The organism is Pseudomonas sp. TH49, from assembly GCF_016650625.1.
Lineage (GTDB): Bacteria > Pseudomonadota > Gammaproteobacteria > Pseudomonadales > Pseudomonadaceae > Aquipseudomonas > Aquipseudomonas fluorescens_H.
Window position 1 is genome coordinate 2,290,562 of sequence record NZ_JAEKFL010000002.1, and the last position, 24,827, is coordinate 2,315,388.

Consider the following 24,827-nt stretch of genomic DNA (forward strand, 5'->3'; position numbering starts at 1 on the left):
TAGTTAACCATCAAAACATGAACCTGCAACTAATACGTTGCAGAACAGCCGCAAAGCTATTCGAAAACAATAAAAAATTAAAAGCCTTCAATTAACTAATGATATTTCCGCAACATCGGTAAAGTCATTGAGATTAATACTTTGAGACACATGCCTGATGGACTCGATCAACAATGCTCTGTAGGGTCTTCCACAGCCCGATGATCCGCATCGGAGCAACTTCAAGGATGAAGCCACTATGTTGAATGACGACAAGAACCGTCTCTCGGATGATCAGAACCTCGCTGATAACAATCACGCAATCGAAGCATCAGATCACCCCGCGGAATCGATTGCCGTGACACTGGGCAATCCGTTGCAACCCGAATCCCGCCACACCACAAAACCCCACAGAAATACCGGCAGCCTCGACAGTCTGGGCGGCGGCAGGCTTCCCTGAGTCTTGAAGCCAGGTCTGAATAAACCCGAGCCGGTCTCCACCTTTGGCGAGGCCGGCTCGACTGACGCCAGCCAGGGACCGACCAACGGACGGCTGAGCCCGGTCCTCCTCGATTGCCGCACCGAAGGCGAAGTAGTAACGTTGCTACACCTGTATTGCGAGAGGTCTACCATGATGGCAATCACCACCATCTCAAGCCGTGAATTCAATCAGGACACCAGCGGCGCCAAAAAGGCTGCACGTCTGGGTCCAGTGATCATCACCGACCGTGGCAAGGCCTCTCACGTACTGTTGAGCATTGAGGAATTTCAGAAACTGAGCGGTGCACACGCCAGCATTGTCGACTTGCTGGTCATGCCGGAGGCTGCCGACATCGATTTCGAAACCGAGCGCGCAGTCATCATTCATCGTCCTGTGGATCTTTCCTGATGTATTTACTCGACACCAATGTGATTTCCGAACTTCGCAAGCCGCAAGCCGATGCCAATGTCGTCAGTTGGGCCAAAAGCGTCATCGCACCGCGCCTGTACATCTCGGCCATTACCTTGAAAGAACTGGAAACCGGGGTACTACGAATGGAACGGCGTGATCCTGCTCAAGGAAAGCTGTTGCGCAGCTGGCTGACGCGTCACGTCATGCCGGCCTTCGAAGCACGAATCCTGCCGGTCGATGCTGCGGTTGCACTACGCTGCGCCAGCCTGCATGTGCCCGACCAGACCAATGAAAGCGATGCATTGATCGCCGCCACTGCCCTGGTGCACGGGCTCACGGTCGTCACTCGTAACGTCGGCGATTTCCAGTCGAGCGGTGTCGCTCTGATCAATCCGTGGGAACAATGAGCGAGCGACAGCGCGAAAACTGTCCATACTCATCAAGTCAATTGATCTGCATCAGGCTTTGCTGCATTCGCTACACCAATAACGCTTTTTTCCCAACGCGACCAAAGGTCGCACCCTTGAGCCAGAGCGACAGGCGTATCATTGCGCCACTGCAACACCCCTTTCTGACCGCGGTCGGCACGTATCGACCGAGGCATTTTTCCACTGCCGTGGGATGCAATGATGAGCAACCAGATTCCGGTACACGACGTCACACCACCGAGCAAAAACGCGAACAACAGCGTCGATCTTTACGCCTCCCGAGAAAAAATCTACACCCGTGCCTTCACCGGCCTGTTCCGCAATCTGCGGATGGTGGGCGGCGCCGCGCTGTTCCTGCTGTATTTCGGTACGGTGTGGCTGAACTGGGGCGGGCATCAGGCGGTGTGGTGGAACCTGCCGGAGCGTAAATTCTTCATCTTTGGTGCGACCTTCTGGCCGCAGGATTTCATCCTGCTGTCCGGCCTGCTGATCATCGCGGCGTTCGGCCTGTTCTTTATCACCGTCTACGCAGGCCGCGTCTGGTGCGGCTATACCTGCCCGCAAAGCGTGTGGACATGGATATTCATGTGGTGCGAGAAGGTCACCGAAGGCGACCGCAACCAGCGCATCAAGCTCGATAAAGCGCCGATGAGCGGCAACAAGTTTTTGCGCAAACTCGCCAAGCATTCGCTTTGGCTGCTGATCGGTTTCGTCACCGGCATGACCTTCGTCGGCTACTTCTCGCCGATCCGCGAACTGGTGTTCGAGTTCTTCACCGGCCAGGCCGATGGCTGGTCGTATTTCTGGGTCGGGTTCTTCACCCTCGCCACCTACGGCAATGCCGGCTGGCTGCGTGAACAGGTGTGTATCTACATGTGCCCGTACGCACGCTTCCAGAGCGTGATGTTCGACAAGGACACGCTGATCGTTTCCTACGATCCGCGTCGCGGCGAAAGCCGTGGCCCGCGCAAGAAAGGTGTCGACTACAAGGCCCTGGGGCTGGGCGATTGCATCGATTGCACCATGTGCGTTCAGGTGTGCCCGACCGGCATCGACATTCGTGACGGTCTGCAGATCGAGTGCATCGGTTGCGCCGCGTGCATCGACGCCTGCGACGCCATCATGGACAAGATGGACTACCCGCGCGGCCTCATCAGCTACACCACCGAACACAACCTCTCCGGACAGAAAACCCATAAACTGCGGCCACGCCTGATCGGCTATGCGGTAGTGCTGCTGGCGATGATCAGTCTTTTGGTCACCGCGTTCTTCATGCGCTCACTGGTCGGGTTCGACGTCAGCAAGGACCGCGTGCTGTACCGCGAAAACGCCGAAGGCCGGATCGAAAACGTCTACAGCCTGAAGATCATGAACAAGGATCAGCGCGACCACACCTACGTGCTGGAGGCCGCCGGTCTGCCGGATCTGCGCCTGCAAGGCAAACGCGAGATCAAGGTGCCGGCCGGCGAAATCTTCAGCATGCCGGTGGAGCTGTCGAGCGCACCGGAACAATTGCCGTCGAGTACCAACGAGGTGAAATTCATCCTCAAGGATGCCGACGATGATAGCGTCCACGTTGAAGCCAAGAGCCGATTCATCGGCCCACAAACCCGTTGAGAGAACTGAACATGCCCGCAGCAAACGCCGCAAGCCCTTGGTACAAGCACCTTTGGCCATGGATCATCATCGGGATCCTGACCTGTTCGGTGACCTTGACCCTGTCGATGGTGACCATTGCGGTGAACAACCCGGACAACCTGGTCAACGACAACTACTACGAGGCCGGCAAAGGCATCAATCGTTCACTGGATCGCGAACTGCTGGCGCAGAATCTGAAAATGCGCGCCAACGTGCATCTGGATGACGTCACTGGCGAAGTCGATCTGCGCCTGAGCGGTGACAGCCAGCCGAAAACCCTGGAACTGAACCTGATCTCGCCGACCCAGCCGGAGAAGGATCGCAAGATCGTCCTGACCCGCAGCGAAACCGAAACCGGCCGTTACATCGGTCAGTTGGGCGACAAGGTCGATGGCCGGCGTTTTGTCGAATTGCTGGGCACTCAGGACGACCACGTGTGGCGCATGTTTGAAGAGGAACAGGTCAGCCATGACAAGGATCTGCTGCTCGGTGACGAACCGCTGCAGGGCGCCGAAGACCTGAAGAAGTAAACCGATAATCCTGTGTAGGAGCTGCCGCAGGCTGCGATCTTTTGACTTTGTTTTTTAGAAGCAAGATCAAAAGATCGCAGCCTTCGGCAGCTCCTACAGGGATGGTGTTGATTCAGCGGTACTAGTGAAAATTTGATGACCACCCCACTCCCCTGCTACCACTGCGCTCTGCCCGTCCCGTCGGGCAGCCGCTTCACCGCCGTCGTGCTCGGGGAGTCCCGCGAGTTCTGCTGCCCCGGCTGTCAGGCTGTGGCCGAAGCCATCGTCGCCGGTGGTCTGGAAAGCTATTACCAGCATCGCAGCGAAGCTTCGGCCAACCCCGAAGCACTGCCGGTGCAATTGACCGATGAACTGGCGCTGTACGACCGCGCCGACGTGCAAAAACCTTTCGTCCGTCATGAGGGCGAACTCGCCGAAACCACCCTGTTGATGGAAGGCATCAGTTGCGCCGCCTGCGGCTGGCTGATCGAGAAACACCTGCGCACTCTGCCGGCCGTGGCCGAGGCGCGGCTCAATCTGTCGAACCATCGCCTGCATGTGCAATGGGCGGATGCGCAATTGCCACTGAGCCAGATCCTCGCCGAACTGCGCCACATCGGTTACGCCGCCCACCCGTATCAGGCCGACCGCGCCAGCGAACAACTGGCCAGCGAAAACCGTCTGGCGCTGCGCCAACTCGGCGTCGCCGGATTGCTGTGGTTCCAGGCAATGATGGCGACCATGGCGACCTGGCCGGAATTCAACATCGACCTCAGCCCCGAACTGCACACGATCCTGCGCTGGGTCGCGCTGTTCCTCACCACGCCGATCGTGTTCTACAGCTGCGCGCCGTTCTTCAAGGGCGCCATGCGCGATTTGCGCACCCGGCATCTGACCATGGACGTCTCGGTGTCGCTGGCGATCGGCAGTGCCTACATCGCCGGGATCTGGACCTCGATCACCGGGGTCGGCGAGCTGTACTTCGATGCGGTCGGGATGTTCGCGCTGTTTCTCCTCGCCGGGCGCTATCTGGAGCGTCGCGCCCGCGAGCGCACCGCCGCTGCCACCGCGCAGCTTGTGAACCTGCTGCCAGCCTCGTGCCTGCGCCTCGACGCCAATGGCCAGAGCGAACGCATTCTGCTCAGCGAATTGCGCCTGGGTGACCGGGTGCTGGTGCAACCGGGTTCGATCCTGCCGGCGGATGGCAAGATCCTCGACGGCCAGTCGAGCATCGACGAATCGCTGCTGACCGGTGAGTACCTGCCACAACCGCGCACCCTCGGCGATGCGGTCACCGCCGGTACGCTGAACGTCGAAGGCGCGTTGACCGTCGAGGTGCTGGCGCTGGGTCAGGACACACGCCTGTCGGCCATCGTCCGCCTGCTTGATCGCGCCCAGGCCGAGAAACCGCGGCTGGCGGAAATCGCCGACCGTGCCGCGCAATGGTTCCTGCTGTTGTCGCTGATTGCAGCGGCGGCCATCGGCCTGTTGTGGTGGCAGCTGGACTCGTCACGGGCGTTCTGGATCGTCCTGGCGATGCTGGTCGCGACCTGCCCTTGCGCGCTATCGCTGGCGACCCCGACGGCGTTGACCGCTGCCACTGGCACCCTGCACAAACTCGGCCTGTTGCTGACGCGCGGCCACGTGCTGGAAGGCCTCAACCAGATCGACACGGTGATCTTCGACAAGACCGGCACCCTCACCGAAGGGCGACTGGTTTTGCGTTCGATTCGCCCACTGGGCACGTTGAACAGCGACCAGTGCCTGAGCCTGGCCGCCGCTCTGGAAAACCGTTCGGAACACCCGATAGCCCGCGCCTTCGGGCGTGCGCCACTGGCCGCCGAGGAAGTGCACAGCACGCCGGGGCTTGGGCTGGAAGGATTGATCGACGCACAGCGCTTGCGCATCGGTCAGGCAGAATTTGTCTGCGCCCTCAGCGGCGCACCTGTGCCGGCGATGCCGGATGAACCGGGCCAATGGCTGCTGCTTGGAGACGATCAAGGGCCGCTGGCATGGTTCGTTCTCGACGACCGCCTGCGCGACGACGCACCCGCCCTGCTCGCCGCGTGCAAGGCCCGTGGCTGGCGCACATTGCTGCTGTCCGGCGACAGCTCGCCGATGGTCGCCAGCGTCGCCGCGGAACTGGGTATCGACGAGGCCCGTGGCGGTCTGCGCCCGGACGACAAATTGCAGGTGCTGCAACAGTTGCATCAAGAAGGACGCAAGGTGTTGATGCTCGGCGATGGCGTGAACGACGTACCGGTGCTGGCCGCTGCCGACATCAGCGTGGCCATGGGTTCGGCCACGGATCTGGCGAAAACCAGTGCCGACGCGGTGCTGCTGTCCAACCGTCTCGACGCGCTGGTGCAAGCCTTCACGCTAGCGCGCAGAACCCGTCGGGTAATCATCGAGAACCTGCTGTGGGCGGCGCTGTACAATGGCCTCATGTTGCCGTTCGCCGCCCTCGGCTGGATCACTCCGGTGTGGGCCGCTGTCGGCATGTCGATCAGTTCGTTGACCGTGGTGCTCAACGCCCTGCGCCTGACTCGCCTGCCGAGCGCGCCAGTTGCCGGCACCCGTTCAGAAACCCGCCCGTTGCCGGCCTGAGCCGCACGGCCCTGGAGTACCGATGCCAGCTCTTTACGTGATGATCCCGGCCGCCCTGCTGATCGTGGCCATCGCCGTGTACATCTTCTTCTGGGCGGTGGACAGCGGGCAGTACGACGACCTCGACGGCCCGGCCCACAGCATCCTGTTCGACGATCAGGACCCGAACCACACCGCCGCCGTGGACGAAGCCAAATCCGACAAACCGGACGACAAGGCCCCACCCCATGCTTGAGCTGGCGCCCCTGCTGGTCTCGGCGCTGATCCTCGGTTTGCTCGGTGGCGGGCATTGCCTGGGCATGTGCGGCGGCCTGATGGGCGCACTGACGCTGGCGATTCCCAAGGAACAGCGCAGCCGGCGGTTTCGTTTGCTGGTGGCCTACAACCTGGGGCGCATCCTCAGTTACGCGACCGCCGGTTTGCTGATCGGCCTGGCTGGCTGGGCAGTGGCGAACAGCCCGGCGGCGATGTTCATGCGCATCCTCGCCGGGTTGCTGCTGATTGCGATGGGCCTGTATCTGGCCGGCTGGTGGAGCGGCCTGACCCGCCTCGAAAGCCTGGGTCGCGGTTTGTGGCGTTACATTCAGCCGGTGGCCAATCGACTGCTGCCGGTGTCGAGTTTGCCCCGCGCGTTGCTGCTCGGCGCGCTGTGGGGCTGGCTACCCTGCGGACTGGTTTACAGCACGCTGCTGTGGTCGGCGAGCCAGGGCAATGCGCTGGACAGTGCGCTGTTGATGCTGGCGTTCGGGCTGGGGACATGGCCAGTGCTGCTCGCCACAGGGCTGGCGGCCGAGCGGGTGACGGCGTTGCTGCGCAAACGCAGCGTGCGCATGGCCGGGGGCTTGCTGGTGATTCTGTTCGGGATCTGGACGCTTCCTGGCCCTCACCAACATTGGTTGATGGGTCACTGACCTGACCACAGCCCTGAGAAGATTCATTGTGGGGAAGGATTTATTGTGGTGAGGGGATTTATCCCCGATGGTGTGCGAAGCGCACCCCGACATTCCTCCAGTGACACCGCGTACATAGGCTTTACGACTGCTTCGCAGTCGATCGGGGATAAATCCCCTCGCCACAAAAGCAGTCATTACCAATACGCCGTTGATGCAAATCAAGAGCCCCGTCGCCGCACCCCGATAGACTCGCCACACTGCCAGCCTATCCGGGGGAATGCCCGCATGCTCGACGCCATTCGTTGGGACACTGATCTGATCCGCCGCTACGACCTGGCGGGGCCGCGCTACACCTCGTATCCGACGGCCGTGCAATTCAACAGCCAGGTCGGCACCTTCGACCTGTTCCATGCCCTGCGCGACAGCCGCAAGGCGCTGCGCCCGTTGTCTCTTTATGTGCACGTGCCGTTCTGCGCGAACATTTGCTACTACTGCGCCTGCAACAAAGTCATCACCAAGGATCGCGGGCGCGCACAACCGTATCTGCAGCGGCTGGAGCAGGAAATCCAGTTGATCGCCTGCCACCTGGAGCCGGCGCAGAAAGTCGAGCAATTGCACTTCGGCGGCGGCACCCCGACCTTTCTCAGCCATGACGAACTGCGCCAGTTGATGGCGCACCTGCGCAAACACTTCAATCTGCTGGATGACGATTCCGGCGATTACGGCATCGAGATCGACCCGCGCGAGGCCGACTGGTCGACCATGGGCCTGCTGCGTGAACTGGGTTTCAACCGGGTCAGCATCGGCCTGCAAGACCTCGATCCGGCGGTGCAGCGCGCGGTCAATCGCCTGCAAAGCCTTGAGGAGACCCGCGCAGTCATCGACGCGGCGCGCACCCTGCAATTTCGCTCGATCAACATCGACTTGATCTATGGCCTGCCCAAGCAGACCCCGGAAAACTTCGCGCGCACTGTCGAGGAAGTCATCAGCCTGCAACCGGACCGGCTCTCGGTGTTCAACTACGCGCACTTGCCGGAGCGCTTCATGCCGCAGCGGCGGATCAACAGCCACGAACTGCCAAGCCCTGCGCAAAAACTGGAAATGCTCCAGCGCACCATCGAACAACTGACCGCCGCCGGCTACCGCTACATCGGCATGGACCACTTCGCCCTGCCCGATGATGAGCTGGCAATCGCTCAGGAAGAACAGACCCTGCAGCGCAACTTCCAGGGCTACACCACACACGGCCATTGCGATCTGATTGGTCTGGGGGTGTCGGCGATCAGCCAGATCGGCGATCTCTACTGCCAGAACAACAGCGATCTGAACCAGTACCAGAACACCCTTGCCGCCGCGCAACTGGCGACCAGCCGGGGCCTGGTGTGCAATGCCGACGATCGCCTGCGCCGCGCGGTGATCCAGCAACTGATCTGCAATTTCAGCCTGGAATTCGCCGAGATCGAGCAGGCGTTCAACATCGATTTTCAGGGTTACTTCGGCGCGCTGTGGCCGCAACTGCAAGGCATGGCCAACGATGGGCTGATCAATCTGGAACGCGAGCGGATCGAGGTGCTGCCGGCCGGACGCCTGCTGGTGCGCTCGGTGTGCATGGTATTCGACGCGTATCTGGAACAGCAGAACCGGCAGCGCTTTTCGCGGGTGATCTAGTTTTTCGTCAGCAGTGAGCCGAGCTTGAGGTTCTGCTCGGAGGTGAGGCCGGACTGGTCCATGACTTTGGACAGGGCCAGATTGGCGCTGATCAGCCCGGTATTCAGCGCGGCGATGGCACCGCGCAGCGCGGCGAGCATGTTGACCTTGGCTTCGTTGGTCAGCCTCTTGTCAGCCATGACCGCCGCCATCCGGGCTTTCTTCTCGGCGATTTCCTTTTGCAGTTTGCGGATCATCTTCAGCAATTGCTGGACGTTTTCCGGCAGGCCACTGTCTTCGATGTCGCTGTTCTCGCCACCGACGCTGAAGGATTTTTCGATCGAGGCATGGGACAGCGACACTTTGACACCCTCGACCAAGGTCGGGGTTGCCAGCGACGCCGAGTCGGCATTCTGCTCGTCGCCGGACACCGTCCTGGCGGTGCTCGGCACAGACGCAACGCCGCTGTTACCGGGGTTCAGCGTGTCAATGGCAGCCATCGAAGCGATTCCTTGCATGCGTGGTGATACCCCTTTATCGGCCACTTGCCCTGCGGCTTTACGCCCGTGGGACAAACTCGCCGCAGACTGGCCTGAATGTCCTCCCGTGGGTTACCCTTACGGCTTATGTGTGTTTTCCCACAAGGATTTAAGAAATGTCCGAGCCAGTTAAACTGCGCGCTCACAACCAGGCCCATTGCAAGGATTGCAGCCTGGCTCCTCTCTGCCTGCCACTTTCTCTGAATCTGGAAGACATGGATGCGCTGGACGAAATCGTTAAACGTGGCCGCCCGCTGAAAAAAGGCGAGTTCCTGTTCCGCCAGGGCGACACTTTCGATTCCGTTTATGCAGTACGCTCCGGCGCCCTGAAGACCTTCAGCCTGAGCGACAGCGGCGAAGAACAGCTCACCGGTTTCCACCTGCCGAGCGAACTGGTCGGCCTGTCCGGCATGGACACCGAGAAACACCCGGTGTCGGCCCAGGCCCTGGAAACCACCTCGGTCTGTGAAATCCCCTTCGAACGCCTCGACGAACTGGCCCTGCAACTGCCGCAGCTGCGCCGTCAGTTGATGCGGGTGATGAGCCGCGAGATCCGCGACGACCAGCAAATGATGCTGCTGCTGTCGAAGAAAACCGCCGACGAGCGCATCGCCACGTTCCTGGTCAACCTGTCGGCACGTTTCCGCGCTCGCGGGTTCTCGGCCAACCAGTTCCGCCTGAGCATGTCGCGCAACGAAATCGGCAACTATCTGGGCCTCGCGGTGGAAACCGTGTCGCGGGTGTTCACCCGGTTCCAGCAGAACGAACTGATCGCCGCCGAGGGCAAAGAGATCCACATCCTCGACCCGATCCAGCTCTGCGCCCTGGCCGGCGGCTCGCTCGAAGGCTGATCTCGATCCGCGGTTGAGCGAAGCGTTTCAGCCGCGGGTATACTGCGCCGTTTGCAGCCCTGCCAGGACACCTCGACGATGGTCTTCGACTCCTTCGACATCAAATCCCTGATCCGCCCCGTGATCGACTTCCCGAAACCGGGCGTGATCTTTCGCGACATCACCCCGCTGTTCCAGTCGCCCAAGGCCCTGCGCCTGGTGATGGACAGCTTCGCCCACCGTTATGTGGAAGCCGACTTCACCCACATCGGCGCGATGGATGCGCGCGGTTTCCTGATCGGTTCGGTGCTGGCCTATCAGTTGAACAAGCCGCTGGTGCTGTTCCGCAAGCAGGGCAAACTGCCGGCGGACGTGTTGGCCGAGGGTTATGCGACCGAGTACGGTGAAGCGTTCCTCGAAGTGCACGCCGACAGCCTGTGCGAAGGCGACTCGGTGGTGATGTTCGATGACCTGATTGCCACCGGTGGCACGCTGATCGCAGCCGCCAACCTGATCCGCCGCATGGGCGCACGGGTGCATGAAGCGGCGGCGATCATTGATCTGCCGGAGCTGGGTGGGTCGCAGCGTCTGGAAGACATGGGGATTCCGACGTTCTGTCTGACGCAGTTTGCTTTGACTGACAAGTAAGCGGCGTCTGTACCGCCGCCTTCGCGAGCAAGCCCGCTCCCACAGAGGATTTGTGAACGCCACAGATCCAATGTGGGAGCGGGCTTGCTCGCGAAGGGGCCTGCAGCCTCACCGCAAAACCTATAGCCCCATCTGCTTGCTGATGATCTCGTTCATCACCTCCCGCGTCCCGCCGCCGATCGACAGAATGCGGTTATCCCGATACAGCCGCTCCACCAGACTTTCGCGCATGTAACCCAGACCGCCAAGAATCTGCACCGCTTCGCGGGTGATCCGGTCGGAGGTGTCCGTGGCAACGTTCTTGGCCATGGAAATCTCCTTGATCACGCTCTGCCCCGCCGCCATTTTCGCCGCCTGGCGGTAGGTGAACTCGCGCGATACTTCCAGTGCCGTGGCCATTTCGGCCAGCCGATGCTTGATCACCTGGAACTTGCCGATCGGTTTGCCGAACGCCTCACGCTCGCGCGCCCACTTCAGCGCCTGTTCCAATGCCAGCTGCGAAGTCATGTTGGCCATCAGCGCCAGCGCCAGCCGTTCGCTCTGGAAATTGCCCATGATGCAGGCGAAGCCCATGTTCTCCGCGCCGATCAGATTGTCCACAGGCACCCTGCAATCATCGAAGAACAGTTCAGCGGTGTCCGAGGCCCACCAGCCCATTTTCTTCAACTGGCGGCCTACGCTGAAGCCAGGGGTGCTCTTCTCGATCAACAGCAGGCTGATGCCGCCGAAACCCGGCGCTCCGGTGCGCACTGCGACGGTGTAGAAATCGGCGCGTACGCCACTGGTGATGAAGGTCTTGCTGCCACTCACCCGGTAGACGTCGCCGTCACGCACGGCGCGGGTTTGCAGGTTGGCGACGTCGGAACCGCCGCCGGGTTCGGTAATCGCCAGTGCGCTGATTTTCTCGCCGCTGAGCACTGACGGCACGACACGGTCGCGCACCTCGGGCCGGGCCCATTTGACGATCGGTGGCAGGCCGATATCCAGCGAACCGAGGCCGGCGACCAAACCACCGGAGCCGCAGCGCATCAGCTCTTCGCTGGCGGCAACCTTGGCGAACACATCACCTTCGTGGCTGCCACCCAGCGCTTCGGGATAACCGATGCCGAGAATCCCCGCCGCCCCGGCCTTCAGGTACAACTCACGGGGAAAGCTTTCGGCTTCTTCCCACGCATCGATGTCCGGCAGGATCTCGCGCTCGACGAAACGTCTGACGCTGTCGCGGACCATTTGGTGGCTGGGGTCGAAGTATTCCTGGAAGGCAGGCATCGGCGAACTCCACTGAAGGGTTGGCCGACGTTAACCGAGCGCTTGCTTGGTTTTCAATAAGTTTGTGTGAATCAGTCAGACCGAGGTGCGCCATTCGCGAGCAAGCCCGCTCCCACATTCGACCGCATTCAATCTGAATGAACTCGATCAACTGTGGGAGCGGGCTTGCTCGCGAAGGCGTCTGTTCAGACACCCTATGACTCAGAGGGAAATCGGCTTACGCCCGGCAAACGAATGCGCCAGCGTCCCGCCATCCACCAACTCCAGCTCCCCGCCCAGTGGTACGCCGTGGGCAATCCGCGAGGCGATCAGGCCTTTGTTGCTGAGCAGTTGGGCGATGTAATGCGCGGTCGCCTCACCTTCCACCGTCGGGTTGGTGGCGAGGATGACCTCGGTAAACGTGCCCGCCTCTTCAATACGCGCCATCAATTGCGGAATACCGATGGCTTCCGGGCCCAGGCCGTCGAGCGGCGACAGGTGGCCCTTGAGCACGAAGTAGCGACCACGGAAACCGGTCTGCTCCACCGCATACACGTCCATCGGCCCTTCCACCACGCACAACAGCGTATCGTCGCGGCGCGTGTCGGCGCATTGCGGGCACAGATCGTCTTCGGTCAGCGTGCGGCACTGACGGCAGTGACCCACCCCTTCCATGGCCTGGCTCAGGGCCTGGGCCAGGCGCGTGCCGCCGCTGCGATCACGTTCGAGCAACTGCAACGCCATGCGCTGGGCGGTTTTCTGGCCCACACCCGGCAAAGTGCGCAGGGCGTCAATCAGTTGGCGAATCAAAGGGCTGAAGCTCATGGGTAAAAAGTCCGACAAAACAACGAGACGCGGTTTATACCCGCGCCTCCGGCCAGCGTCAAATGCTCAGTCCTGGGCAACCTTCACCACCAGTTTGCCGAAGTTGCGCCCTTCCAGCAGACCGATAAACGCCTCGGGCGCCTGCTCCAGGCCCTCGACCACGTCTTCGCGGAATTTGACCTTGCCGTCGCGCACCCACGGCACCATGTGGCTGATGAATTCCGGCTGACGATCGCCGTAGTCATCAAAAACGATGAAGCCCTGAATTCGCACCCGCTTGGTCAGCAGCGTTCGTTGCAGCATCGGCAGACGATCCGGGCCTTTCGGCGCTTCGGAGGCGTTGTAACCGGCGATCAGCCCGCACAGCGGGATCCGCGCCTTGGGGTTGAGCAGCGGCACCACGGCATCGAACACATGCCCGCCGACGTTCTCGTAATAGATGTCGATGCCTTTTGGGCAAGCCTTGGCCAGTTGTTCGGCAAAGTCCGGCGCCTTGTGATCGATGCAGGCATCAAAACCCAACTCCTCGACCACGTATTTGCATTTGTCGGCGCCACCGGCCACGCCTACCGCGCGCAGGCCCTTGATCTTCGCGACCTGACCGACCACCGAGCCGACGGCACCGGACGCGGCAGCCACCACCAGGGTTTCACCTTCTTTCGGCTGACCGATGTCGATCAGCCCCATGTACGCGGTCATCCCCGGCATGCCCAGCACACCGAGGGCCATCGACGGGCTCGGCAGGCCGGACGGGATCGGCATGATGTTGCGCCCGTCACTGATGCTGTGGCTCTGCCAGCCGGTAAGGCCGACCACCAGATCGCCCGGGTGGAATTTTGGATGACGCGAATCCTCGACACGGCTGACAGCGCCACCGGTCATCACTTCGCCGATTTGTACCGGCGCGGCGTAGGACGGCGCGTCGCTCATGCGTCCGCGCATGTACGGGTCCAGCGAAAGGTACAGGGTTTTGAGCAGCACCTGCCCGTCTTCGAGGTCCGGCAACGCTTCGCGCTCCAGACGGAAGTTTTCCGGGGTCGGCGCGCCAACCGGGCGCGAGGCGAGGACGAAGCGTTGATTGAGGGTCAGAGGGTCGGACATGTCAGCGTCTCCTGTGATTGGGAATTCGGGGGTATAGGGAGCAGACCTTTGGCGGCGGCGGTGGGTTCGATGTTTCTTCAGTTGGTCCGAGTCGACGCCTTCGCGAGCAAGCCCGCTCCCACAGGGGAATGCATTTCAACATGTGGGAGCGGGCTTGCTCGCGAAGGCGTCAGCCCTGCCAGCACATGACAATCAGGCAGAAACAAAAATGCCAGGCGCAATGCCTGGCATTTTGTGTAGCTCATCCAACCCGCGAAGGCGAATCAGAATGGCAGTTTCATACCCGCTGGCAGGTTCATGCCGGCGGTCATGCTGCCCATTTTTTCCTGGCTGTTGGCTTCGATCTTGCGCACGGCGTCGTTGACGGCGGCAGCAACCACGGCTTCGAGCATTTCCTTGTCATCTTCGCTCAGGCCTTCAACCAGGCTTGGGTCGATGCTGACGCTTTTCACGTCGTGACGACCGGTCATCACCACGGTGACCATATCGCCACCGGCCTTGCCGGTGACTTCGGCGTTGGCCAGTTCTTCCTGCATCTTGGCCATTTTTTCCTGCATCTGCTGTGCCTGCTTCATCAGGCCGGCCATGCCACCTTTCATCATGGGAATCACCTCAAAAGTACTTGGATCAAAACAGCGCCCGGCGCCTAACGCCGAACGCCCTCAGTTATTAACCTTGGGCGACCAAGGCATCGACAGGTTCAATAGTATCGTGTCGCACGACCGCACCGAACTGCTGGACCATCTGCTGGATGAACGGATCACCGTGGATCGATTCCTCCGCCTCGCGCTGACGGTTGGCCCGGCGCCGCGACGCGGCCTGCGCCGGGGTTTCCTGCTCGGGCTTGATCAGCTCGATGGTCAGGGTCAGCGTGCGACCGTGGAACTGGTTCAACGCATCGTTCAGGCGCCGCTGTTGCGTGGCGTTGAACAGCGCGCTGTGCGCCGGGTCCAGGTGCATCAGCCAATGGTCGCCATCGACCGCGATCAGCGTGCAGTTGGCGGCGATGCTGCCGGTCATGCCGGAAATCGGCAGTTGCGGGAACAGCTCCAGCCATTGCAACGCCAGACCGGTGGCCGGTGCAGCGGCAGGCTCCGGCTCGGGTTCCGGGGCCGGCTCAGCGGTGTGTTCGCTGGCCAGGTCGTCGAGGTAGCTGTAGGCCGAATCCATGTCCGGCTCGATGTAGTCTTCGTCCAGCGGTGGCTCGTCGTCGAGGTCCATGCCCGGCGTGGCGGCATCGACGTCGGCGACCGACGGCTCGGGAATCGGCGCCGCGGCCCACTCGGGTGCATCCGGCACCACGCTGTCCGGGGTCGGCAGCGGCATCGGCGGCAACTCGGGCTGCTCGGCGGCGGTTTCCAGCACCGGTTCGACGGCTGGTTGTTGCACCGGCTCGGGCTGTGGCTCGGGTTCGACCGGATCGTTCCACGGCAGGTCGACTACCGCTTCGGCGACGACTGGCTCAGGTTCTGGTTCTGGCGCAGGTACCGGCGCAGCGGACACCACAGGCGCTGGCTCAGGAGCCGGGGCTGGCGCTGGCGCAACAACCGGTGCAGGCGCAACAGCCGCAGCGACTACCGGCGCAGGTTCAGGCGCGGCAGCCACTGAGTTTGCGGAATCAACTGTGGCCTGGCTGACCCCCACTGGCTTTAGCGGTTGCCTCGGGGCGTCCGCCGTGTCCGCGGGCCGGAAGGCCAGCATCCGCAGCAAGACCATCTCGAACCCACCACGCGGGTCCGGCGCCAGCGGCAAGTCGCGGCGACCGATCAGGCCCATCTGGTAATAGAACTGCACATCTTCGGCCGGTAGCGCCTGCGCCAGCGCCAACACGCGGTCACGGTCGCCATGGCCGTTGTCGACGCCTTCAGGCAATGCCTGGGCGATGGCGACACGGTGCAGCACATTGAGAATTTCCGAGAGTACGCCGTTCCAGTCCGGCCCCTGCTCCGCCAAGTGACGCACAGCTTCGAGCAACGCCTTGGCATCGCCCTCGATCAGCGCGTGCAGCACGTCGAAGACCTGGCCGTGATCCAGCGTGCCGAGCATCGCCCGCACGTCGGCGGCCAGCACCTTGCCTTCACCGAAGGCGATGGCCTGGTCGGTCAGGCTCATGGCGTCACGCATCGAGCCGTCGGCAGCGCGGCCCAGCAGCCACAGGGCGTCGTCTTCGAACGGCACGTTTTCGGCGCCGAGGACGTGGGTCAAATGCTCGACCACGCGCTCAGGCGTCATGTTCTTCAGGGAGAACTGCAGGCAGCGCGACAAAATCGTTGCCGGAAGTTTCTGCGGATCAGTGGTCGCCAGGATGAACTTGACGTACGGCGGCGGCTCTTCAAGGGTTTTCAACAGCGCATTGAAGGAATGGCTGGAGAGCATGTGCACTTCGTCGATCAGGTAGACCTTGAAGCGCCCGCGGCTCGGCGCGTACTGCACGTTGTCGAGCAGCTCGCGGGTGTCCTCGACCTTGGTCCGGCTCGCGGCGTCGATCTCGATCAGGTCGACGAAACGCCCTTCATCGATCTCGCGGCACACCGAACACTCGCCGCAGGGGCTGGAGGTGATACCTGTTTCACAGTTCAGGCATTTGGCAATGATCCGCGCAATGGTGGTCTTACCGACCCCGCGGGTACCGGTGAACAGGTACGCGTGGTGCAGCCGCTGGCTGTCCAAGGCATTGATCAGAGCCTTGAGCACATGGGTCTGGCCGACCATTTCGCGGAACGAGCGCGGACGCCATTTACGTGCAAGAACCTGATAACTCATCGAAAACCGTCGCAACGAAGGAAGCTGAAGCGGCTAATGCTAGCGGAGCAAGGGCAAAATTGCATCCGGTGTGCTCGTCTAATCTGGCTAAGCTGCTGTTGGCGGGGAAATATCGGCTCGGGATCGGGACTCATCGGAGCATTTATGCGTTGGGCCTTGGGAGCATTATTGGGGATCAGTCTGAGCGTGAGCGCGTCCGAACCGCCGCTGCGCTTTGTCGTGGCCGACAGCTGGGCGATGCCGATGGTGCAGATCGACCACGGCCGCCCGACCCAGGGCATCCTCCACGACATCATGCTCAGCCTCGCGACGCAGGTCGGCGTGCCCGCCGAATTCCACGTCCTGCCGCGCACCCGAGTACAAAGTGCCATGGAGCGCGGTGAAGTCGATGTGCGCTGCTATGCCGCACAATCGTGGCTGCCGAATCAGTCCGGCGATTACATCTGGAGCATTCCGCTGCTGTTCCAGCGCGATCTGCTGATCAGCCGCCAGGATCAACCACCACGCGTCGATCCGGCGAACCTTGCACGCCAATCGATCGGCACCGTGCTCGGCTACACCTACCCGACCCTGCAACCGCTGTTCGACGCCGATCGCCTGCAACGCGACGACGCGCGCAATCAGGAACAAGTGCTGGAAAAACTCCTGGCCGGGCGCTACCGCTATGCGGTGAGCAATCAATGGACGCTGGACTGGTTCAACCAGCGCCTGCTGCCCGCGCAGCAACTGCACGGGGTGGCGGTGCTGCAGGAGCAGCAGGTCGGCTGCTATGTGAGGAATGACCCGCAGGTGCCGGTGCAGCGGATCCTGCGCACGTTGTTGCGGATGAAAATGTCGGGGGAGATTGATGACATTATCCGGTTGTATACCGGGTCCGCTGAAGCCATCCCATAACCCATTGTGGGAGCGGGCTTGCTCGCGAAGGCGGTGTGTCAGTCACCTGATGCGTTAACTGGCACACCGCCTTCGCGAGCAAGCCCGCTCCCACAGGAGGACATTTCCGACGGAGAATTATTCAGTAACCGTGCGACTCGCGGAATTTCTGGTAGTCGTGAAACTCGATCCACTCGACCACATCGTAGGGCAGGTAAAGCTGCTGCCGGGCGCGGGAGATGGCGATGTACACGGCGCAGATCCGCTGGTCGAATTGGTAGGCGTCCTTGAACTGCACATTGGTCAGCAGTTCAGGCGTCAGCAGCACGCGGTCGAACTCCATGCCGCCCGCCTCCTGCGCCTGCATCAGCAAACAGCTCTTGCCGCGGCCGCCGATCATCCGGTTGAGCCGGGTCAGGTCAGCGACCTTGAAACCTTTCTCCAGCTCGGCCTCGACCCACAGAAACGCCTCGTCGAACTGATTGGCTTCGCGCACCTGTTGCCACTTCGGCAAGTCGCTGAAATAGCGATGCGGGCCCTTCTCGCTGTGCGTGGAACTGTAGTAATCCACCTTGAACAACTCGATGGCGCTGGTCATGAAGTGCTCGAGGTCGCGCTGCGCCTGCATGTCGGCGAAGCAGAACAGGCAATTGGCATCGTGCAGTTGCATGGCCCACTTCATGGTGTCCCACGGGGATGCCGTCAGCACCACACAACCTTCGGGCGGGACAAAGCCCTGTGGGTAAAACTCGATGCCGACATCCGCCTCACGTGCGCCCTCGAAAGGCACCTTGCTCTTTTCCGAGTGCCGGGAAATCAGCGGATTGACCAGACGCTCGACATTGCGCCCCGAGCGCACCGAATAGGTGATATCGCTCTGGCGCACTTCACGCTTTCTTTTCACCAGATCGCGCTCGGCATGCTGATACTCATCCCCCAGCGTGATCAGCACCTGCCGGCCGCGCTCGATAATCTGCAGCAGCGAAGCGGGAATGTCCTGACTCTCGTCGATCAGCACGTGGGTATAACGCGGCGGCACCACGCAGCCCGCAAGGCTTGCCCGTTTGATCAGCAACAAGGCTTCAAAGCCGCTCTGCCGGCCCCACGCCGGGTTGGCCTCGAGGTAAGTCCACACGCGGCTTGAATACTCCAGCAGCACCTTGGACTCAAGGCTGGACAAGGACAGTTTGAAATACGGCAGATGATGCGCCGACAGGCTGTAATCCCGGGAGTGGCAATAGCGTTCGAGGGTTTCCAGACAGACGTTGAGAGTCCTTTGCGCGTCATGTTCGCGAAAGCCGAGGATGTTCAGCTCCTGCGCCAGGCTCTGCTTGCTCGCGACTCGGCCGGCGGCGCCTGCCGGCTGCGGCTTGCGCCCGTAAATCAGCCCGCGCGCGAACGCCTCAAAGGTGATGCCGGGCTTGCGCTCACTGCCTACGCCCATGCGCTGGCACAGGGTTGCGAGTTTTTCCGGGGTGCGTGCCAGCAGCAGGGTTTTCTCTGGGCGCAGGCACTCGGTCAACGCGCCGACCAGATGGCTCTTGCCGATCCCGGCGTAGCCTTGAACGTGCAGGTCTTCATCGAGGTTGGCGCGGAAGGTTCTGACCAGTTTGTCTTGCGCAGCGCTGAGCCAGCGCTCGCGGTGCGCCGGGCTGATCATCTGCTGACTGAACGGATTGTTGACCGCGTGGTGACGCGTCTTGAACTCGTCGTCCCACTTGCCATCGGGCAGCAGGTAATCCTGCGCCGACACCTCTTCGGCCAACAGCAGACGCAGGTTCAATCCCCTGATGGCGTTCAGGCCGAAGTACAACTGGCGCGGATCGAACAGCCGCTGCGCCTCGGACAGCAGCCCTGCCCCGCCATCGACCGCCCAGGCGATCAGCCGCGCCAGCACCTTCTCCGCCGCCGTGGCGGTGAGATCCTTTTCGGCGGCCTGGGCCAGATTCTGGATGACCAGCACGGCGGCCAATTGCGCATCCGTCAACTCGCCGAGGATTTTCGCGCCCTCGGGCTGCAACAGGCTCGCGCAGGTCTCGTCCGTCACAGGCAAGTACACGGCGGTGGATAAATCGTGATGTTCCGGGTGCATACAACCTCGTAGCCAGGGCGCGAACTTGTCAACGACGCGCGCAGCAAGACGGTGGAGTATGCCACTGTTCAGCCTTGGTGACTGAACAGGCATCGGGGGCAGCCTTCGCGAGCAGGCTCGCTCCCACAGGGGCTGGCGTGACAGCTTGAATCGCAGGCATAAAAAAACCGCAGTGGGCGAAACCCATGCAGTTCTGTTGAAGCGTTGGTTGTTCGTTAAGGTGGTAACCCCACCAGCCACACCCCGGCACACAATGTTCCCGCTGTGGCTGCTGCCTTCCGGCTCTGACCAGGTTCACGGGTAATCGTTGCGGGGGGACCGATGGGGTCACCATAACGACACTCACCTGTCGGCGAGCCGCGCCATTGTACCTATCTGAAGCGAAGTTACAACCGTTGGTTTCAGATTAAAAATATGAAGGGCTTCAAGCACTTGCTATTGCGCCTGCAACACCTCATCCGCCTTGCCGCCCGCCTGCTGGATCACCAGATGGATGAAGTGCAACTTGGCAATCGCCGCCGCCGGTAGCACGAACGGGTAGAAATCCGGCTGACCCATGCTGCGTGACAGCTCGTTGAGCATGCCCGCCAGTTCGATCCAGGCGTTGACGAACGACAGGAACGCCGCGCCGCCGGGGTGCTCCGGGTCGTACAGCGTGCTGGACGGGAACGGCTGGTAGTCGAAATCCATTTCCCGCGCGCTCATGCCGAAACCCAGCGCGGTATCCACCGCGTCCATCATGTGCAGGTAATGCGCCCAGGTTTCGGCCCAGTCTTCCCACGGGTGCATGGTCGCGTAGGCGCTGACGTAGTGTTGCGGCCAGTCCAGAGGGGCACCTTGCTGATAATGACGGTCGAGCGCTTCGGCGTAACTGGCGCGCTCGTCGCCGAACAGCTGGCGGAACGACTCGAGCCACGGGCCGTTGGCGATCAGACGGTCCCAGTAGTAATGCCCGACCTCATGCCGGAAATGCCCGAGCAGCGTGCGATAGGGTTCATGCATCGCCGCCCTCACCTGCTCGCGATGAGCGTCGTCGGCTTCTTTGATGTCGAGGGTGATCAGGCCGTTGGCGTGGCCGGTCATCGGCGCATTGCCTTCGAGGTCGACGCCGATGAAGTCGAAAGCCAAGCCGGTCGCTTCGTCTACGGTTTTCGGGATGACCGGCAGGCCGAGGGTGATCAGTTGCGCCACCAGTCGGCGCTTGGCGATTTCGACCTTGCGCCAGCGTTCGGGGTTTTCCGGCACCGAGAGATCGGGGATGGTGCGATTGAGGCTGCAGGCGATGCACAGGCTGTCGCGGCCGTTATCCGGCAGCAGCCAGTTGCACGCGGCGGGCGTGTCGAGGTTGGCGCAGCGGCGAAACAGTCCGGCGCCGGGATCGGCATCGAGTGTCCAGCGACCGTCCTGCGGCCCCGGCTGCAGCGAAGTCAGGCGACTTTCTTCAGGCTGATAGCCCAGCATGGCGCTGCACACCAGGCACTGACTGTTGCGAAAGAACAGCGACTGGCCGCAGCGGCACGGCCAGATTTTGCTGTTGCGTGAAGACTCGCCCATGAACGGCGCGACGATGCGAGAACTGAGCTGCTCGAAAAAGCGGTACATGGCGATCTCTCCCTGGGGCTTGCCAAGACTAGATCATCCTGAAGACAACAATGTTCCCGAATACAGCGCAGCTACTGAGTGACACTGCCGATGTGGCGAGGGAGCTTGCTCCCGCCGGGGTTGCGAAGCAGCCCCAAAACCACGCGACCTCATTTATCCTGAAACACCGAGGATGGTGGTTTTGCGACGACTTCGTCGCCGAGCGGGAGCAAGCTCCCTCGCCACAAAAACAGACTGCCGACCGAAAAGGTATCAGGCAGAAATACCGTGAGTTTTGAGGAACGCGATAAACGCCTCTTCATCCATCACCTTCACGCCCAGCTCATTGGCCTTGGTCAGCTTCGAGCCAGCCCCCGGCCCCGCCACCACGCAGTGGGTCTTGGCCGATACCGAGCCGGCAACTTTGGCGCCGAGGCTTTCCAGGTGTTCTTTGGCCACATCGCGGCTCATCAACTCGACCTTGCCAGTCAGCACCCAGGTCTCGCCGGACAGTGGCAGGCCTTCGACGACTTTCTTCTCGCTCAGCCAGTGCATACCGAAATCACGCAGCTGTTTTTCGGCAGACTCGGCGATTTGCCGGTGCTCAGGCACAGCAAAAAACTCGCGAACAGAATTGGCCTGCTTCTCCGGCAACGCCTGGCGCATGTCCAGCCAGTCGGCATCCATCACCGCTTGCAGCGAGCCGAATTTGTCCGCCAGTTTCTGTGCACCGCCCGGGCCAACCGAAGGGATGTGCAGTTTGTCGAGCAAGCCGCCGAGCGTGGTGCTGGCGGCAAATTCGGCGCCGAGTTCACCCTGATCCTGAATCTGCAGGCCATGCCCCAACAACTCGGTGATCACTTGCTGGTTATGCGCGTCTTCAAAGAAGCTGTGAATCTCGTGCGCCACTTCCAGGCCGATGTCCGGCAGGTAGGTCAGCACTTGCGGCAACGCCTGCTGCACGCGCTCCAGCGACCCCAGCGAGCGCGCCAGAACCTTGGCCGTCTCCTCGCCGACATCGGGAATGCCGAGGGCGTAAATGAATCGCGCCAGACCCGGTTGCTTGCTGTCTTCGATGGCTGCCAGCAGCTTGTTGCTGGAGACTTCGGCGAAGCCTTCCAGATCGACAATGTCGTCGAACTTCAACGCATACAGATCGGCCGGCGAACTGACCAGACCTTCGTCGACCAGTTGCTCGACGCTCTTGTCGCCGAGGCCTTCGATGTCCATCGCCCGGCGCGAGACGAAGTGAATGATCGCCTGCTTCAGTTGCGCACCACAGGCCAGACGGCCGACGCAGCGGTACACCGCACCTTCGCTGATGGTTTCCTTGCCTTTGCTGCGCTTGACCAGTTGCGTGCGCTCGACATGGGAGCCGCAGACCGGGCAGTTCTCCGGAATCGCTACAGGACGCGCATTCTCGGGGCGGCGTTCGGTGACCACTTGCACCACCTGCGGGATCACGTCACCGGCGCGGCGGATGATCACCGTGTCGCCGATCATCAGGCCCAGGCGCGCCACTTCGTCCATGTTGTGCAGGGTGGCGTTGGCCACGGTGACACCCGCGACCTTGACCGGTTTCAGCCGTGCCACCGGAGTGACGGCGCCGGTACGGCCGACCTGGAATTCCACGTCGAGCAGTTCGGTGAGTTCTTCCATGGCCGGGAATTTGTGCGCGATCGCCCAACGCGGTTCGCGGGCACGGAAGCCCAGCTCACGCTGATCGGCGATGCTGTTGACCTTGAACACCACACCGTCGATTTCGTACGCCAGCGAGTTACGCCGTTCGCCGATGTCGCGGTAGTAATCCAGGCACTCGTCGATGCCTTTGGCCAGTTTCAGCTCGTGGCTGATCGGCATGCCCCACTTCTGCAATTGCTTGAGGTTGCCGATGTGGGTGTCGGAAATATCGTGGGAGACCTGACCGATGCCGTAGCAACAGAACTCCAGCGGGCGGTTGGCGGTGATCTTCGAATCCAGCTGACGCAGGCTGCCGGCAGCGGCGTTGCGCGGGTTGGCGAAGGTCTTGCCACCGACTTCCAGTTGCGAGGCGTTGAGTCGCTCGAAACCGGCCTTGGACATGAACACTTCACCGCGCACTTCCAGGGTCGCCGGCCAGCCCTCGCCATGCAACTTCAACGGGATGTTGCGCACGGTGCGCACGTTGACGCTGATGTCTTCACCGGTGGTGCCATCGCCGCGGGTGGCGCCACGCACCAGCACGCCGTCCTGATACAGCAGGCTGACCGCCAGGCCATCGAGTTTCGGCTCGCAACTGTATTCCACCACGGCGCCGCCACCGAACAGATCACCGGCCGGCAGATCCAGACCTTCGGTCACCCGGCGGTCGAACTCGCGCATGTCGGTTTCTTCGAAGGCGTTGCCGAGGCTGAGCATCGGCACTTCATGGCGCACCTGGGTGAACGCGGTCAACGCCACGCTGCCGACGCGTTGGGTCGGCGAGTCGCTGGTGATCAGTTCCGGATTGGCCGCTTCCAGTGCCTTGAGCTCGTGGAACAACCGGTCGTACTCGGCGTCCGGAATGCTCGGCTCGTCGAGGACGTGGTACCGGTAGTTGTGCTGATCAAGTTCAGCGCGCAGCTCTAGGATGCGGTTTTTGGCGGCGGTCATGGGTGTTCTCTCATAAAGCAAAAGAGCAGCCGAGGCTGCTCCAGTTTCATCATTCAAAGATCGCAGCCTCGTTGCACTCGACAGCTCCTACAGGGATCGCGTTCCTCTGTAGGAGCTGCTGAAGGCTGCGATCTTTTGATCCTGGCCTTAGCGCTTCTGGGTCAGGGCGCGGCGTTCGAATTCGACGATGCGCTGACGGTAGTGCTCGATGGTCTGCGCGGTCAGTACGCTGCGCTGGTCATCTTTCAGCTCGCCGTTCAGTTCCTGCGACAGCTTGCGCGCTGCCGCGACCATCACGTCGAAAGCCTGCTTCGGATGGCGCGGGCCTGGCAGGCCGAGGAAGAAGCTCACCGCCGGGGTGCTGAAATGGTCGATGTCGTCCAGATCGAAGATGCCCGGCTTGACCGCATTGGCCATGGAGAACAGCACTTCACCGTTGCCGGCCATGCTTTCGTGACGGTGGAAAATATCCATCTCGCCAAAACGCAGACCGCTTTCGAGAATGTTCTGCAGCAGGGCCGGGCCTTTGAAGCCGGCGGCGTCGCGGCAGATCACGCTGATCACCAGCACTTCTTCGGCTTGCGGCTGATCCTTGTCGACCACCGCTGGCGACGGCTTGATGTCTTCGACGAAGTCGTCATCACGACTGCTGAAGCTCGGGCCGCCGTCCAGGTCCAGGTCGAGGTTCAGGTCGCCCTGGGCCGGACCGTTGCTGCCGCGCTTGCCACGTTTCGAACCGGATTCGCGAGGCTCGCGAGCTTCGCGGGCCGGCATGCTCACCGACGGCAGATCGTGTTCGTCCAGTTGCGGTTCTTTATGCGTATCCAGCACGCGGGCCGGGCCCAACAGCTCAGCGCTGGTGTCCTCGTCCGGCAGGTTGGACAGACTTCGGTCAAGACGGAATTTCAGTTTTCCCTTGCCGCCGCGCATACGGCGCCAGCCATCGAAAAGAATACCGGCTATCACAATGATGCCGATGACGATCAGCCACTCGCGCAGACCGATTTCCATGTAATCCCGTGCCTCTATAAAAAATGCTGAAAAATAAGGGGTTTACATTTTGCAAACCGCTTTAAAACGTGGCGCCAACTCTATGTTCTGAC

The 24,827-nt window shown here is 61.6% G+C and carries 22 protein-coding genes and 1 other RNA gene; 12 read left to right on the forward strand and 11 right to left on the reverse strand.

The window, feature by feature from the left end; translation table 11 throughout:
- The first annotated feature begins 238 nt into the window (after window positions 1–238).
- The 9 genes from JFU48_RS27340 (at window position 239) to hemN (ending at window position 8,614) form a co-directional block, all read left to right on the forward strand.
- Window positions 239–439, forward strand: a complete 201-nt coding sequence (locus tag JFU48_RS27340; RefSeq protein ID WP_103485061.1) for a hypothetical protein — start codon at window positions 239–241, stop codon at window positions 437–439.
- Window positions 440–613: 174 nt separating this feature from the next.
- Window positions 614–868, forward strand: coding sequence for a type II toxin-antitoxin system Phd/YefM family antitoxin (locus tag JFU48_RS27345; protein WP_177434682.1), 255 nt, complete (start codon window positions 614–616; stop codon window positions 866–868).
- Window positions 868–1,278 carry a type II toxin-antitoxin system VapC family toxin gene (locus tag JFU48_RS27350; protein ID WP_003223364.1) on the forward strand — a complete coding sequence of 137 codons (411 nt, stop codon included), beginning with the start codon at window positions 868–870 and terminating at the stop codon, window positions 1,276–1,278. The genes JFU48_RS27345 and JFU48_RS27350 overlap by 1 nt, the downstream gene beginning before the upstream one ends.
- Window positions 1,279–1,500: 222 nt before the next feature.
- A complete protein-coding gene (ccoG, locus tag JFU48_RS27355) occupies window positions 1,501–2,916 on the forward strand; it encodes a cytochrome c oxidase accessory protein CcoG (protein ID WP_003223360.1) in 1,416 nt (471 codons plus the stop codon).
- An 11-nt stretch (window positions 2,917–2,927) separates the two neighbouring features.
- On the forward strand, window positions 2,928–3,467 hold the full coding sequence (locus JFU48_RS27360) for a FixH family protein (RefSeq protein WP_201138268.1): 540 nt from the start codon (window positions 2,928–2,930) through the stop codon (window positions 3,465–3,467).
- A gap of 135 nt (window positions 3,468–3,602) precedes the next feature.
- On the forward strand, window positions 3,603–6,053 hold the full coding sequence (locus JFU48_RS27365) for a heavy metal translocating P-type ATPase (protein ID WP_201138269.1): 2,451 nt from the start codon (window positions 3,603–3,605) through the stop codon (window positions 6,051–6,053).
- A gap of 22 nt (window positions 6,054–6,075) precedes the next feature.
- Window positions 6,076–6,288, forward strand: coding sequence for a cbb3-type cytochrome oxidase assembly protein CcoS (ccoS, locus tag JFU48_RS27370; protein ID WP_103521523.1), 213 nt, complete (start codon window positions 6,076–6,078; stop codon window positions 6,286–6,288).
- Window positions 6,281–6,964, forward strand: a complete 684-nt coding sequence (locus tag JFU48_RS27375) for a sulfite exporter TauE/SafE family protein (protein ID WP_201138270.1) — start codon at window positions 6,281–6,283, stop codon at window positions 6,962–6,964. Before ccoS ends, JFU48_RS27375 begins: the two co-directional genes overlap by 8 nt.
- 267 nt (window positions 6,965–7,231) lie before the next feature.
- A complete protein-coding gene (hemN, locus tag JFU48_RS27380; protein ID WP_003223350.1) occupies window positions 7,232–8,614 on the forward strand; it encodes an oxygen-independent coproporphyrinogen III oxidase in 1,383 nt (460 codons plus the stop codon).
- On the opposite strand, the gene JFU48_RS27385 is transcribed toward hemN, so the two are convergent.
- Window positions 8,611–9,093 carry a hypothetical protein gene (locus JFU48_RS27385; RefSeq protein WP_201138271.1) on the reverse strand — a complete coding sequence of 161 codons (483 nt, stop codon included), beginning with the start codon at window positions 9,091–9,093 and terminating at the stop codon, window positions 8,611–8,613. The two genes, hemN and JFU48_RS27385, sit on opposite strands and share 4 nt — an antisense overlap.
- 155 nt (window positions 9,094–9,248) lie before the next feature.
- Here JFU48_RS27385 and fnr point away from each other — a divergent pair, with 155 nt between their 5' ends.
- Together fnr and JFU48_RS27395 are read left to right on the forward strand one after the other, a co-directional pair.
- The gene (gene fnr / locus JFU48_RS27390; RefSeq protein ID WP_003223347.1) at window positions 9,249–9,983 is read left to right on the forward strand and encodes a fumarate/nitrate reduction transcriptional regulator Fnr; all 735 of its coding nucleotides are present in this window, start codon (window positions 9,249–9,251) and stop codon (window positions 9,981–9,983) included.
- A gap of 78 nt (window positions 9,984–10,061) precedes the next feature.
- Window positions 10,062–10,610 carry an adenine phosphoribosyltransferase gene (locus JFU48_RS27395; RefSeq protein ID WP_003223345.1) on the forward strand — a complete coding sequence of 183 codons (549 nt, stop codon included), beginning with the start codon at window positions 10,062–10,064 and terminating at the stop codon, window positions 10,608–10,610.
- 120 nt (window positions 10,611–10,730) lie between these two features.
- On the opposite strand, the gene JFU48_RS27400 is transcribed toward JFU48_RS27395, so the two are convergent.
- From JFU48_RS27400 to dnaX, 5 genes are all read right to left on the reverse strand, one after another.
- Window positions 10,731–11,879 carry an acyl-CoA dehydrogenase family protein gene (locus JFU48_RS27400; RefSeq protein WP_201138272.1) on the reverse strand — a complete coding sequence of 383 codons (1,149 nt, stop codon included), beginning with the start codon at window positions 11,877–11,879 and terminating at the stop codon, window positions 10,731–10,733.
- Between the two features lie 201 nt (window positions 11,880–12,080).
- A complete protein-coding gene (gene recR, locus JFU48_RS27405) occupies window positions 12,081–12,683 on the reverse strand; it encodes a recombination mediator RecR (protein ID WP_003223341.1) in 603 nt (200 codons plus the stop codon).
- Window positions 12,684–12,749: 66 nt separating this feature from the next.
- Entirely contained in the window at window positions 12,750–13,784 is a 1,035-nt protein-coding gene (locus JFU48_RS27410) for an NADP-dependent oxidoreductase (protein ID WP_103484599.1), read from the reverse strand.
- A 263-nt stretch (window positions 13,785–14,047) separates the two neighbouring features.
- Window positions 14,048–14,386 (reverse strand): YbaB/EbfC family nucleoid-associated protein, encoded by a 339-nt coding sequence (locus JFU48_RS27415; protein ID WP_003223337.1) that lies wholly within the window; start codon window positions 14,384–14,386, stop codon window positions 14,048–14,050.
- 67 nt (window positions 14,387–14,453) lie between these two features.
- Window positions 14,454–16,547: a DNA polymerase III subunit gamma/tau gene (gene dnaX / locus JFU48_RS27420; RefSeq protein WP_201138273.1), complete on the reverse strand. Its 2,094-nt coding sequence runs from the start codon at window positions 16,545–16,547 to the stop codon at window positions 14,454–14,456.
- A gap of 144 nt (window positions 16,548–16,691) precedes the next feature.
- Between dnaX and JFU48_RS27425 the strand changes: the two genes are divergently transcribed.
- Window positions 16,692–17,441 carry a substrate-binding periplasmic protein gene (locus JFU48_RS27425; protein ID WP_201138274.1) on the forward strand — a complete coding sequence of 250 codons (750 nt, stop codon included), beginning with the start codon at window positions 16,692–16,694 and terminating at the stop codon, window positions 17,439–17,441.
- 121 nt (window positions 17,442–17,562) lie between these two features.
- On the opposite strand, the gene JFU48_RS27430 is transcribed toward JFU48_RS27425, so the two are convergent.
- The 5 genes from JFU48_RS27430 to zipA all read right to left on the reverse strand — a co-directional run bounded on the left by JFU48_RS27430 (window position 17,563) and on the right by zipA (window position 24,735).
- Window positions 17,563–19,512, reverse strand: a complete 1,950-nt coding sequence (locus JFU48_RS27430; protein WP_003223330.1) for a hypothetical protein — start codon at window positions 19,510–19,512, stop codon at window positions 17,563–17,565.
- A gap of 227 nt (window positions 19,513–19,739) precedes the next feature.
- An RNA gene (ffs, locus tag JFU48_RS27435) (signal recognition particle sRNA small type) lies at window positions 19,740–19,836 on the reverse strand.
- Window positions 19,837–19,947: 111 nt separating this feature from the next.
- On the reverse strand, window positions 19,948–21,114 hold the full coding sequence (locus JFU48_RS27440) for a zinc-binding metallopeptidase family protein (RefSeq protein ID WP_201138275.1): 1,167 nt from the start codon (window positions 21,112–21,114) through the stop codon (window positions 19,948–19,950).
- 252 nt (window positions 21,115–21,366) lie between these two features.
- Window positions 21,367–23,724: an NAD-dependent DNA ligase LigA gene (gene ligA / locus JFU48_RS27445; protein ID WP_201138276.1), complete on the reverse strand. Its 2,358-nt coding sequence runs from the start codon at window positions 23,722–23,724 to the stop codon at window positions 21,367–21,369.
- A gap of 147 nt (window positions 23,725–23,871) precedes the next feature.
- Window positions 23,872–24,735 carry a cell division protein ZipA gene (zipA, locus tag JFU48_RS27450; protein WP_103484605.1) on the reverse strand — a complete coding sequence of 288 codons (864 nt, stop codon included), beginning with the start codon at window positions 24,733–24,735 and terminating at the stop codon, window positions 23,872–23,874.
- Window positions 24,736–24,827 lie beyond the last annotated feature (92 nt).